We start from the raw sequence: 12341 nt of genomic DNA, 5'->3' as shown, positions 1-12341 counted from the left end.
CATGAGCGACTCAATCAACATCGCCCTTCGGTTCGTTCTTTATTTAGACCTGATGCTGCTGTTTGGATTGGCAATTTTTGGCTTGTATAGCCTTAGGGGAAAAGAGCGGGTATCCGGCGCTGTCTTGAACTTTGAGTCGCTCCTTTTTGGTACAGTAGTTATTGGTGTGCTTCTGTCCCTTGCCGCTATGCTGTTACTTGCGAAAGCAATGAGCGGCGTCTCAGAACTCACAGAGCTTCATCACCACATTTTTGAGATGGTTATCACTGGTACCGACGTCGGGCTAACTTGGATGGTCCGAATAGCAGCCTTGGTGCTGGCCGGTATAGCCGTCACACTTAACAAGCACTTCCCCTCCCTCAGTCTATGGGCGGTTACCGTCCTTGGTGCTATTGCTCTCGCTACCCTGGCGTGGACAGGGCATGGCGCGATGGACGAAGGCAACCGTCGTTATTTACATTTTACTAGCGATATTTTTCACCTTTTGGCCGCTGGGGGCTGGATGGGAGCGCTGGCCGCATTCGCTTTACTACTGCGCACGAAGATTCAAAATGGCAAACAAGAGGTGCGAATTCTCTCCCGAGTTCTTACCGGGTTTGAATCAGCTGGCGCATTGATCGTAGTGAGTCTAGGTATTACGGGTATCGTAAATTATCTTTTCATTGTAGGTCCAACATTGGATGGGATAATGTTTAGCACTTATGGTGCGCTGCTGTGTTTGAAGATTTTACTATTTGCAGCGATGGTTGTATTAGCTACGCTGAACCGTTTTCACTTGAGCCCACTTTTAGAACGATCGATCCAGAGCGGAGAATACACTGGCGCCGTTAATGTTTTGCGGCGCAGTATGGCCCTGGAGTTCTCGGTAGCAATAATCATAGTGTGCCTTGTCGCTTGGTTAGGCACCCTGAGCCCAGAGATGAACATGGGGGTTGAATAGAGCTCAAAAATCCACATGCAGTGGGGGGAATGCAATAGCCCATTCACCGTCCTGAGTGACTCACCTATACCTGCTCTCGTATACGTTACGGGAGGATTGAACTATGAAGATGGCAGCGACTCAGTGGCGGTATACGCTGGAAAAGACATCATCGACTCGGTCGGTGTGTGCTCATAGTTTGAGGACAGCACGGCACTGAGCCGATCGCCCAACAGGTTCCAGGCGCGTTTCTTCTCTTCGGCATAATCGTGATGCAGGTAGTGGCGTCTCACCCGCGAGCCGGCCAGCACATGGTTTTGACAGCGATCGATGACGTCCAGGCTGACCCCCAAGGCCTGCATCATGGTCGCAGCGGTGCGGCGTAGGTCATGCGGTGTCCAGTCACCGTTCTGGCCGTCGGCAAGGACCAGCGTGTCGTCGTGACGCCGTCGTGAGAGGGCCTTACGGTTTTTGAACCGGGCCTGGCGATCGCCGACCTGCTTACTCACCACTTTCACATCAACATGCTGATCATCCTGCTTGTTGGGAAAGCACCACCGAGAGTCTCCCGTGAGGGTCTTGAGTTCCTGAAAGAAATGCAGGGCAAAGGGCGAGAGGAAGACATGGTGGTCCTGTTTCTTGCCGCGAGTGCCTTTGACGTTTTCACTGGGAAGGAACCAGGTCTGCTGGTCCAGATCGACATTTCTCCATTCGGCCTGGAGCAACTCGCCAATCCGGCACAGCGTGCCCAGGCTGATCCAAAGCGCGAGTTGAGTTTCTTTCTTTAACGGCCGAATGCCTTCGTACTTTTGCCCGGCGGGGAGGGCGTTGTAATCGGCGGTCATTTGCTGGAAGCGCTTGTGCAGTTCCAACAGCTCAGCCGGCGAAAGAATGCGGCTTCTTTCTGCCTCGTAGTCGGCAGGGATCAGTGGGGTGATGTCGACCAGTTCCGTCGGATCGCCCTCGACCAATAAGGCCCGCCAAGGTTGGCGCTTTCTAGCCCAACTGAACATCTGGCTGAGGTCGGCGAAGAAACTGATGGCTTGTCGGTGAGCACCGCGGCTGACGACTGCCCGGATTAATGCCCTAACATCGTGCTCGGAAACACTGCTGACTGACGTCTTGCCGAGTGCTGGGTAAAGGTCCTTGTTAAAACGGCGCTGCAATTCAGCATTGCCATCTTTCCGCGCTACGCCATCCAACAGCCACGCCTTGGCCAGATCTTGGACGGTCAGCGTTTGCACCTTCGTCGTTTTTACTTGTTCAGCCTCTACGTTAGCAGCGGCGTATGCCTGTGACTTGGCGGTTTTCTTTTGCTCGTTGGGATTGATTTGCTCATCAATGAGCGCCCGGGCCTGGTTGCGTGCCTTGCGGATGTCGGTCAGGGATTTGCGCGGCCAGGACCCGCAGGAGTACTCTTTGTTCTGCTCGCCCCACCGATACCGATAGAAAAAGCTGACCGACACACCGTCCTTACGGACTGAGATTCGACCGGCCAGATTGCCATCCTCCCTGAGGATTCGGCCGGCATCGTTGGCGGTCAGCGACTCGAGTTCTTTGATGGTAATTTTGGCCATAAAATGGACTCCCCCTACTTTTCCCCCCACAAAAACGTCGGCTCTTGATGGACGTTACTGGACTCTCGTAGAGCAGAACACCGCTGGAGCTCAAGTAAATACTAGCTTAGAAAAATCCAGAGTAAAATTTTGGAAGCTTTCAAGAAGTATGAAAAAGGAGATGGGGTGCTAGGGGTAGAGTGTTCGAATCACTCCGTCCCGATCATATAATTCAAGGGGTTGCGAGATTTTATCTCACGACCCCTTTTATTTTTGGTCGTTTTTACCCCTACAAAACGACTGGCTCTGGGTGGAATCTTCAGCTGATACCAAAGACGGAATTTGTCCTGGGTTTTATCGGCAATGCAGGAGGACGCCAGCCAAGGCGCTCTGTAACGACTCTGGTCAAATAAGGCAGGCGCGCATTCAGGCGTGCATTGAGGATAAGCACTCGATGCCCTGACAATTCCATTGCCTTGGTCCCTGAACTCATCTCTCCCTATCACATCCTGCGCAGGTTGGGCGACAGCAACTGATGAGCCCCCGTATCACGGTATCCACCAGGCACTCTTCGGGATCGGCACATTGAAACTGCACAGGCCGGAATGCCGTGGGCTTTTAGCAAGCGTTTGAAGTCGATGTTGATGAAGAACCGCCTCGATCTAGTCAGGTGGCAGAGCGAGAACGTTCTTTTTCGTTCGCTTACCTTGAATGGCAAGCGAAGCGAAGAAAGGGGACAGGTTCAGTGCGCCTTCAATATCAGCACCGTGAAGGTATCGGAGTGAAACACAGGATCGGGCTTAGGGCGGTCCTGGTTCGGGGCGGGCTGGGTGAAGTCTGCGCTGAATAGATAGGCTTGCCCACGCTTGGCGTCCAGCACCATGTTGTGTGCCCAGGGTCGGGTGCCGATCGCACCGAGCAGTCGATACTGACCCTGATCATCACGCTGGATCACCGACAGACTGGCATCGGCGCCACTGGGCACCAGCAGTTGATCTCGCTCATGATCATAGGCCAGAGTGTTCACCGCGCGGCCAATGGGCAGGGTGGCGACTGCTTTGCCCGTCATCAGGTCTGCGACGACCAGGATGGGGTTACCACCCCGACAGGCCACGAACAAACGCTGGCGTGACTCCTCTATGGCAACCGCGCTGGGTTTGCTGCACGCTTCGAATTTCCAGAATTGTTGTTGTTCCAGCTTCGCGCCGGACAGCACGGCCACTTGGTCCTCATCGCGCATGGGCACGATCAACGTACCGTTTTCAAGGATGACCGGTCCATCGAGCTTTTGTGCTGGCAGGTCGACCGAGCCCGTCAGCCGGTCGGTTTTCGGGTCGACCAAGTACAGCGTCGAATGATCGCCACGCCGACCGCTGGTGACGATCAACCGGTCGCGACTCGCATCGTAGAGGAGGTTGTTGAGATTGCCTGAGTCCAGTTTCAACCGCTGCAAGACCTCCATGCGATCCAGTGCCACGACCCTCAGTGAACCGTCCATATTGGCGACATACGCCCGGTTATGTTGCGGCACGAACGCGACGGCGTTGGCACCGATAGAGTTGTCGAGTGTCTTCAGCAACCGTTATTGCTCGACATTGAACACCGACAGTCCATTTTCCCGTCGCGCGATAAACAGATACGGCCTCACCGGTTCCAGTGCACCGAAGCCCCAACTGTAACCCTCACCGGGCAATGCTTGGGTCGCGCTGACGGTGTACAGCAGCGGCTCGTTTGCCTGGGCGTGTTGAACCCCGAGCAGGCACGCAGTCAGGCTCGCAAACGCCAGCCACTTTTTTGGCAGCGACATCAATGACCTCAGAATTCCAGAGTGGTGGAGGGGATTGGCTTGGGCACAGAGGGCAGCGCCACGGGCACCACCTCGATCACGCAGGTGTGGTACGCACCGAGGCTTTCGCGATGGCCGATGCTGACCAGTGTGATGTCGGTGGCCGCCAGCGCTTCGTACAACCGTCGCTCGGCACTGTCGTCCAGGCCCGAAGTGGCTTCATCGAGGAACAGCAACGGTGGCCGAATCAACAAGGCACGGGCCATGGCCAGGCGCTGTTGTTCGCCGGGGCTCAGGCGTCGGCTCCAGTCATCGGTGCTGTGCAACGGCAGGTGCTGCAACTCTGCCAGTTTGAGCACTGTTTCCAGACGTGCCTCATCGATTTCAATAGCGCCGGTCTCGCCGGTTTGATGCAAAAGTTCATGCAACGAACCATTGGGCAGATAAGGCCTCTGCGGCAGGATGAGCAGGCCCTCGCGGTCCAGTTCGGCGCAGCCCTGGTGCCGTGGCCACAATCCCGCAAGCGAGCGTAGCAGGGTGGTCTTGCCCACGCCGGAAGGACCGCGCAGCAGCAGCCGTTCGCCGGGTGCCAAGGTCAGCGTCAGCGGTTCGAACAGCGGTAAACCGTGCTCGTTCAGCGGTGCAAAGTCATGCAGCCGCAGGCCGGCCGTAAGACGGGTGACGGGGTCGACCGGGGCGGGCAGCGCGTCGAGTTCACGCCAGAAACTGCACAGGCGCGTCTTGGTCGCACGCCATTCAGCAATTTGCGGGTAGCTGTGAATCAGAAACGACAGCGAGGCCTGTATTTCGCCAAAAGCCGAAGCAATCTGGGTCAGTTGTCCCAGTTGAATCTCCCGCGAGAAGAAGCGCGGTGACACCAGCAGCAGCGGCAAGGTGAAGGCGAATCGCTCATATGCCGCATTAATCCCCAGCAGGTGTTTTTTCGAGCGAACCAGCTTGGCGTAGTTGCCCAGCAGCAGCCCCAGCTGTCCCAGTAACTGCTTGCTTTCCCAACCCTGGCCACGGGAAAGGGCCACATTTTCAGCGTCTTCACGCAAGCGCGTCAGACCGAAACGGAAATCCGCCTCGCGACGTTGTTGCAAGCAATTGAGCCCGATCAGCGGTTTGCCGATCCAGTGCGCGATGCCGCTGCCGATCACAGCGTAGATCAAGGCGAGCCACAACATGTAGCCGGGGATGGCGACGGCATGTCCGGCGACTTCGAATTCCAGCGTGCCGGAAATACGCCACATGATCATGCTGAACAGCACCACCAGAATGATCGCCTGAAGCAGGTTCAGGCCCAGGTCCAGGGTCTGCTCGACGAAGATTTTGCAGTCTTCCGCGATGCGCTGATCGGGGTTGTCGTAGGTCACGCTGTGGAAGCGGCTGCGGTAGTAACGCTGGCTATCAAGCCATTTGGCGAGAAAGGCTTGGGTGAGTTTTTCTCGCCAGTTGATCAGCAGTCGCTGCTGAACTTGGAACTTGGCCATGGTGCAGGCGATGAAGGCGACGTCGAGCACCAGCAGCTCCACGACGTGATAGCCGAACGCGGCAGCATCCAGACTTTGCAACGAGTTGTAAAAGCCCAGGCTCCACTCGTTCCAGCGCACCTGAATTGCAATGATCCCGGCCACCGCCAGCATGGCCAGGGCGAGGGTCAGCCACGCGCGACGACGGCCTTCAGCCGACCAGTAAGGCGCGGCCAGCAACTTCATATCATGGATGAACATTATAGCGTCCTGCCTGGCAAACTCGGGGGTTGACCCGCCGTGTTGAGTCTTCGGAATTCAAAAAACGTGGTAGGTTAACAGTTCTCAAACTCAGTTACGAAGTCTCATGACGTCTCTTCAAACCACTGCCCGAATGCTCGACGAAACCCTGCTCGATCAGTTGTTTCGTTTCGAAGGCGCCTTTCTGCGCAGCACCTGCCGACTGAGCAATAACGTCGAAGGCCGTGGGTTGATTGAGTTTCGCGCTCCGCAAACCTGCACTGAATTGTTGGGCCTTTACGCCCACTACTATCCCGCTGCGCCTCGGGCAGCACTGGTGTCGCAATGGTCGATGGATTTGATCTGCGTGACGCTGGCCTTGCCGCTGGCCGCCGCTGCGCAGCATCTGCGTTGTATCGTGCATGATCCCCATGTGGCGCTGGAAAACGGCATGCCCGTGGCTCAGGTGTTTGCCACCGGCGAAGCGCTACCGTTGAACGATCCCTTGGCCTTCGCGCAACAGCTGCTGACTGACGACATGGCGCCCTTGGTGCAGGCACTGGCCAGCGCCGGGCGGGTAGCCCAGCGTTTGCTGTGGAACAACGTGGCGGCCGCCATCGATGTCGCGCTCGATTACTTCCAGATGCCGCACGCAACGCAATGGCGCGATCATCTGTTCCAGGAGCGACACTGGGCCGATGGCACGCGCAATCCGCTGTACGGCTTCCTGCAACTGGCCCCCGGCCCGAGCGGTGTCCCGTTGCTGATGCGCAAGGTGTGTTGCCTGCACCACCAACTGGGTGATGCGCGCCCATACTGCGATAACTGTCCGCTGGTGCCGGGCGCTGACATCACAGCGCCTCATCAGGCATAAGCCGCGTGGGCTTCGACCTGGGTCAGACGGCCGTTCTCGACTTTCAACACCCGATCGGCCTGCTGGAAGTACGCATCGTCATGGGTGATCACGATCACGGTTTTGCCCCGGGCTTTTAGTTCCGGTAACAGCTCCATGTAGAACACGCGCTTGAACGTAGGATCCTGGTCGGCGGCCCATTCATCGAACAGATAAAACGGCTTGTCGTCCAGATACGCCGACACCAGCGCCAGTCGTTTGCGTTGCCCCGTGGACAGTTCCACGGTGGAAAAACGGTCGTCGACAATGCTGACTTTGTGTCCCAACCCCAACGCCTTCACATAACGCGTCGCTTCAGCGGTGCGGTGTTCGGCGTCCGGTCCGTCGTCGCCCAGCAAATGTTCGAACAGGTGGAAGTCGGCGAATACGGCGGCAAAGTGCTGACGATATTGCTCGCGGTTGTCGTCGTCCACTTTCACGCCGTTAAGCACCACGCAGCCGGTTTCCGGCGCATACAGCCCAAGCATCAGCATCGACAGCGTGGTCTTGCCACTGCCGTTGCCACCGACCACAAACACCAATTCACCCTGTTCCAGCGTCAGGTCCACTGGCCCGAGCATGAAGGGATGATCCTCGTGCTCGCCGGGATAACGGTGGCACACACCGTTGAGCAACAGGCGCATCGGGCCTTCACTGGCGAATACATTACCGACCGGCGCAGCCACCTGCGCTTCGGTGCTCAGCTCCGCGTCCAGTTGGCGAATGCGGTTCAGGGCGATGCTGGCCTGCCGCAGCGAGGGCAGGGCGATCATCAGGTCGGAGATCGGCCGCACCAGGTACAGCAAGGTCACGGTGAAACTGGTCAGCACCGTGATCGGCTGCGGCAGCCAGAACGGCACGACAAACAGCAGCACGCCGAGGTTGAGGTAAAACAGCAGCGTGCCAAGGTTGGCCACCACCGAATACCCGGCCATGCCGCGCAGGAAACGCACGCGAAACTCGTCGGCGCCCGGGCGGATGACCCGTTCGACAAAGGCCTCGCCACGGGCGTTGTTCAGCTGCAATTCCTTGCTGCCTTCGATCAGGCTGCGGAAGTGCTGATACAGCACATCCTTTTGTTGTCGCACCCGTTCCAGATGGCTCAACGGCCCGCGTTCGGCCAAGTGAAACGCCACCAGGCCGACCAGCAAAAACAACGCCAGAATCGCCAGCAACGACCACGATAGCCAGGCCAGATAGGCGAAGCACGCCAGGGTCACCACGGCGTTGACGAACAGCAGCGGCACCCACTCGAACGCTGCGGTGAAGGTGTGCACGTCTTCGGTGAGGATCACCAGCAAGCGGTGTTTGCCCATGCCTTGCAGGCGTTTGAGCGGGGTGGCGAGCAGTTTGCGCGACAGGTCGATGCGCATCTGGAAAATCGCGCTTTGGGTCAGGTGCAGCAGCGACAGTTCCGAGCAGAGTTTGCTCAGCAGCATGCCGATACACAGCCCGAAAAACCCCAAAGCCAGTTCCGGTAATTGCTGTGGGTTGGCCAGCCCGCGGTTGATCAGGATTACCAGCCCGGCACTGGCCAGACCGCCCAGTGCGCCGGTGATGGAGGCCAGCGCCAGCAGGCGTGCCGATTGGCGGTAGAGATAGAGAATCAGGTTCATGCGACGGTTTCCGTCGAGGCCACGGCCAGCGACTTGTTGAGTTGTTCATGGAAGGCGGACTGCCCGAGGATCGTGTCGTGATCGGCGGCGACCTGATGATGACAGGTTCGCTGGCTGATTGCGTCCCACTGCGCCGGCAGGTTCGGGCGCTCGACGAGGGTCTGTTCGGCCCACCAGAGTTGCAGGGTGGCACGCACGACGGGCACTGAATAGCCGTTGACCCAACGACGTGCGTCGGCCATTACATCCAGGGTTTGCTCCACATAGGCCAGCGGCGCATTGAGGCTCAGGCCGTTGGCGCTTGCCCATTGCAGCAGGGCAAAACGCAATTGCTCCACACGGGCCAGTTCGGCCGTGGCCGTGCGCAGTTCCGTCAGGCGTTCCGGGGCGAGCGCGGCCAGTCGCTGGCGACTGTCGCTGCTCAATTCTTGCTGCACTATGGCGTACAACGCATCCCACGCCAGCGTTTCGTCCTCGGCGTGGAAGGTGCTGTCGAACAGCCCCAGCCATTCGACTGTTTGCCCTTGCGCCTCCAATTGCCGGGTCAGTTCCAGCGCGAGCAATCCGCCCATGGACCACCCGCCCAGGCGATACGGACCCTGAGCCTGAATCTGGCGGATCTGCGGCAAGTATTCGCGGGCCAATGCAACGAGGTCCTGGTTGCGCAGCGACTCGGGCAGTGGAATGCCGTACACCGACATCTCCATCGGCAAACCGGCGACCATCGGCATGTAATGGTGAACCCCGCCCGCTGGCTGGTGTAGGCAGAACAGCGGCGTCTTTCCTGCTGCGCCAGCCTGCAGGGCAATGACCGCTGCATGGTCGTGGGGCTGGCTAATCTGCTCGGCGAGACGGATCAGCGTCGAGTGCTGGAAGATCACGTTGACCGGGACTTCAATTCCGAGCGTGGCACGCAGCCTGGCGGTCATGCGCACCACCAGCAACGAATGGCCGCCGAGGGCGAAAAAATCATCGTGACGGCCGATCACTTCGGCCTCCAGTAGCTCTTGCCACACCGCCGCGAGCACCTGTTCGACATGACCTTCAGGCGCTGCATAAGCCGCGAGGCTGTGGTTTGGCGCACGGGCCAGCAAGGCGCGATGGTCGACCTTGCCGTTGGCGGTGCGCGGCAATTGCGCCAGCCACTGAATGTCGGCGGGAATCATGTGCGCCGGCAACAGCGCCCCGAGGGATTCGCGTACGGCACTGGCCTGAAGTTGAATGGTCGATTCGATGAAAGCACGCAAGCTCGGCTCGGCCTGGGTGGTGTCCAGCAAGACCACCGCCAGTTTGGCGCCGCTGACGTTGCACAGCGAGGTTTCGATTTCGCCCAGCTCGATACGGTAACCGCGCAGTTTGATCTGCGAGTCGGTGCGCCCGAGGAACAGCAGTTGCCCGTTCACATCCTGCCAGGCGAAATCGCCGGTGCGGTACAGACGTTGACCGTCGAGGGATGGATGACTGGCCCGGATGAATTTTTCGGCGGTCATCTGCGGCAGGCCCAGATAACCTTCGGACAAGCCTAGCCCGCCAATATGGATTTCACCCTTAAGACCTCGGGCCACAGGGGCGCCCTCGCTGTCGAGCAAATACACCCGGGTGTGGGCAATGGCACAGCCTATCGGCACGGAACCCGCGTCCTGATCGGGTTCGCAGAGTGCGACAGTGCTCCATACCGAAGCTTCCGTCGGGCCATATTCGTTGTACAACTGCGCGTCGGGTTGGCGGCGATAGTGGTTGTCCACCAGTGCCGCTGGGCAGCTTTCACCGGCGACAATCGCGGTATTCAGGGTGCTGTGGCTGTCGCCCAATTCGTCGAGTATCAATGCGTATAACGAAGGTAGGGCCAGCAGGTGCGATACGCCGTGACTGCGGATCAACCGGGCCAGTTGCAGCGGATCTTTCTGTTCGGTTTCGCTGGCCAGGTGCAGGCAACCGCCCTGAGCCAGGCTCCAGAACAGCCCGGCGATGGAGCTGTCGAAGGCGAACGACGACAGCAGCAGGAAACGTTGCACCGGCTGCGGATACCCCGCCAGCCGCGCCGCCAGCGAATGCAGAGCGTTGGCATGGCTGATGACCACGCCCTTGGGCTGGCCGGTACTGCCTGAGGTGTAAATCAGGTAGGCCGGTTGATCCCGCGAGACTTTCGGCTCGTCCCGTAACGGCACTGCCGGCATCGCTTGATCAATCGCCAGCGCACTCGGCTGCCAGTCCGCTGGCAGGTCTTGCACACGAGCGTGATGGGTCAGCACCAGGCGCGCCTGGCTGTCGCGCAGAATATGTTCGATGCGCTCGGTGGGGTAGGCCGGATCGATTGGCACGTAGCAGGCCCCGGCCCGCAGAATCGCGACCAGCGCCACCATCGCATCGATGTCGCGCGGCAGGAAATGCGCGATCCGCGCACCGGGTTCCAGGCCTTGGGCGAGCAGTTGCTGGGTGAGGGCCGTGACGCGCTGATCCAGCTCGGCGTGGCTCAAGGTCCCGCTCGGGCCGGTGACCGCCGGGCGTTGGGCGTTGATGGTCGAGCCCTGCGCGAAGCAGGCAGCCAGGTTGGGCAGGGCGAAAGTGCCGGCATAGCGCTGTTCTTGCGCCGGGCTGAGGGGCGGCGAAGTGGCCAGTGCGCCGGTCACCCGTTGTTGCTCGGCGACGCTGCAGGTTGCCAGTCGGCTCAAGGTGGCGGACGGTTCACGCAGGCTGTGCTCTATCACGCTCAGCAATTGCTCGGCGAGGATCTCGACATGGGCAGAGGTGTAGAGCGCGGCGTCAAACTGCAGCGACAAACCACTGGCTGAACGCGGCTGGAACTGCAACAGCAACGCGCAGCCGGCGCTGACACTGTCGGTCAGTTCGATCTGCCAACCGGCATCGTTCAGGGCACTGTGCGGCACAACCGCTAGTTCGCGAAAACCCACGCCCGACAGCGACGGCACGTTGCTCAAGTGGCTCGGGTAGCTGTCCCGGGCATCATTGAGCAGGCCTGCACGTTCGGTCAGTTGCTGGCACAACGCGGCAAACAAAAACTCGGGCGCGGTGTCGAGCGTCAGCGGCAGCAGTTCGGAAAACAGGCCGAGGGCATCGCCCAATACGTCCGGGCGCGACTGGTTCTCGTAGGCCAGCGTCAGGCGCTCGGCTTCGCTGTAGCGCTGCCACAAGGTTAACCACGCGGCGAGCACGAACGTCCCGGAGCTGACGCCGAGGCTGGCCGCCTGTTGATCGAGGCGTTGCAGGGTCGAGTCGTCGAGACGCAGTTGCAGACGGCCAGAGTCGATCAGCCCGGAGGGCGCCGAGTTCTGGCGCTGCCAAGGCAATGGCACGTCCGCGACCATCGCGTTGAACTGCTCATCCCAGAACTGTCGGCCCTGGTCGTCCACCGACTCCAGACGCCAAGCGGCGTAGTCGGCGTATTGCAGCGGTGGCTCTTGAGGCGCTGCTTTCAAATAGCCCAGCGCCCATTCTTCGCCGAGGTAGCCCAGGCTGGTGCTGTCCAGATGCAAGGCCGGCAGGTGCAAGGTCGCTGACTGGGTGTCCACGTGCAGTTCGATTCCCAGCGCCTGCCAATCAGCGGTTGAATCGTCGATCACCTGCATCGGCAACGACAGGCCCGGCAGTTGTTGATAACGGGTACGCAGGATCTCGTGGCGTTGCATCAACGCCAGCAAACTGGTTTTCAGCCGTGCGCTGTCCAGTGGTTGTTCGCTGCGAATGCGCAGCGTGGCCCGCTGCGCTGACGGAGCCAGACGAGTTTGTTGCAGGCGCCACAGGTGCGCCTGTTGCGGCGACAGTTCGAAGCCTTCGAACGGCGTGTCTTCGTGAGTCTGAGTCATGCTGAGACCTGTACAAAAAAGTGGGACATGAGCGCG

8 protein-coding genes are annotated in these 12341 nt (G+C 59.4%); 2 read left to right on the top strand and 6 right to left on the bottom strand.

Annotated features, from left to right (window positions below; all coding sequences use genetic code 11):
• Position 1 precedes the first annotated feature (1 nt).
• Entirely contained in the window at positions 2-940 is a 939-nt protein-coding gene (gene copD / locus ACMXYH_RS20350) for a copper homeostasis membrane protein CopD (protein WP_415764679.1), read from the top strand.
• Between the two features lie 101 nt (positions 941-1041).
• Here the strand turns inward: copD and ACMXYH_RS20345 are convergent, their stop codons facing one another.
• The 4 genes from ACMXYH_RS20345 to ACMXYH_RS20330 all read right to left on the bottom strand — a co-directional run bounded on the left by ACMXYH_RS20345 (position 1042) and on the right by ACMXYH_RS20330 (position 5994).
• A complete protein-coding gene (locus ACMXYH_RS20345) occupies positions 1042-2496 on the bottom strand; it encodes a tyrosine-type recombinase/integrase (RefSeq protein ID WP_415764678.1) in 1455 nt (484 codons plus the stop codon).
• A 721-nt stretch (positions 2497-3217) separates the two neighbouring features.
• Positions 3218-4054: a YncE family protein gene (locus ACMXYH_RS20340; protein WP_415764677.1), complete on the bottom strand. Its 837-nt coding sequence runs from the start codon at positions 4052-4054 to the stop codon at positions 3218-3220.
• Positions 4055-4057: 3 nt separating this feature from the next.
• Complete coding sequence (locus ACMXYH_RS20335; RefSeq protein ID WP_415764676.1) at positions 4058-4282, bottom strand: hypothetical protein; 225 nt, start codon at positions 4280-4282, stop codon at positions 4058-4060.
• Positions 4283-4290: 8 nt separating this feature from the next.
• A complete protein-coding gene (locus ACMXYH_RS20330; protein WP_415764675.1) occupies positions 4291-5994 on the bottom strand; it encodes an ABC transporter ATP-binding protein/permease in 1704 nt (567 codons plus the stop codon).
• Between the two features lie 106 nt (positions 5995-6100).
• On the opposite strand from ACMXYH_RS20330, the gene fhuF reads away from it, so the two are divergent.
• Positions 6101-6847 carry a siderophore-iron reductase FhuF gene (gene fhuF / locus ACMXYH_RS20325; RefSeq protein ID WP_415764674.1) on the top strand — a complete coding sequence of 249 codons (747 nt, stop codon included), beginning with the start codon at positions 6101-6103 and terminating at the stop codon, positions 6845-6847.
• On the opposite strand, the gene ACMXYH_RS20320 is transcribed toward fhuF, so the two are convergent.
• Positions 6838-8481: a cyclic peptide export ABC transporter gene (locus tag ACMXYH_RS20320; RefSeq protein ID WP_415764673.1), complete on the bottom strand. Its 1644-nt coding sequence runs from the start codon at positions 8479-8481 to the stop codon at positions 6838-6840. The genes fhuF and ACMXYH_RS20320 overlap by 10 nt on opposite strands.
• A complete protein-coding gene (locus ACMXYH_RS20315) occupies positions 8478-12305 on the bottom strand; it encodes a non-ribosomal peptide synthetase (RefSeq protein ID WP_415764672.1) in 3828 nt (1275 codons plus the stop codon). Before ACMXYH_RS20315 ends, ACMXYH_RS20320 begins: the two co-directional genes overlap by 4 nt.
• Positions 12306-12341 lie beyond the last annotated feature (36 nt).

Origin of the sequence: Pseudomonas frigoris, from assembly GCF_047758635.1 — a bacterium.
Lineage (GTDB): Bacteria > Pseudomonadota > Gammaproteobacteria > Pseudomonadales > Pseudomonadaceae > Aquipseudomonas > Aquipseudomonas frigoris.
This window is presented reverse-complemented; position numbering and strand designations above follow the sequence as displayed.

Excerpts from the sequence above, each read along its gene's own strand:
- ACMXYH_RS20345 (WP_415764678.1), bottom strand. The coding sequence starts at position 2,496 with ATGGCCAAAATTACCATCAAAGAACTCGAGTCGCTGACCGCCAACGAT.
- ACMXYH_RS20330 (WP_415764675.1), bottom strand. The coding sequence starts at position 5,994 with ATGTTCATCCATGATATGAAGTTGCTGGCCGCGCCTTACTGGTCGGCT.
- fhuF (WP_415764674.1), top strand. The coding sequence starts at position 6,101 with ATGACGTCTCTTCAAACCACTGCCCGAATGCTCGACGAAACCCTGCTC.
- ACMXYH_RS20335 (WP_415764676.1), bottom strand. The coding sequence starts at position 4,282 with ATGTCGCTGCCAAAAAAGTGGCTGGCGTTTGCGAGCCTGACTGCGTGC.
- ACMXYH_RS20315 (WP_415764672.1), bottom strand. The coding sequence starts at position 12,305 with ATGACTCAGACTCACGAAGACACGCCGTTCGAAGGCTTCGAACTGTCG.
- ACMXYH_RS20320 (WP_415764673.1), bottom strand. The coding sequence starts at position 8,481 with ATGAACCTGATTCTCTATCTCTACCGCCAATCGGCACGCCTGCTGGCG.
- copD (WP_415764679.1), top strand. The coding sequence starts at position 2 with ATGAGCGACTCAATCAACATCGCCCTTCGGTTCGTTCTTTATTTAGAC.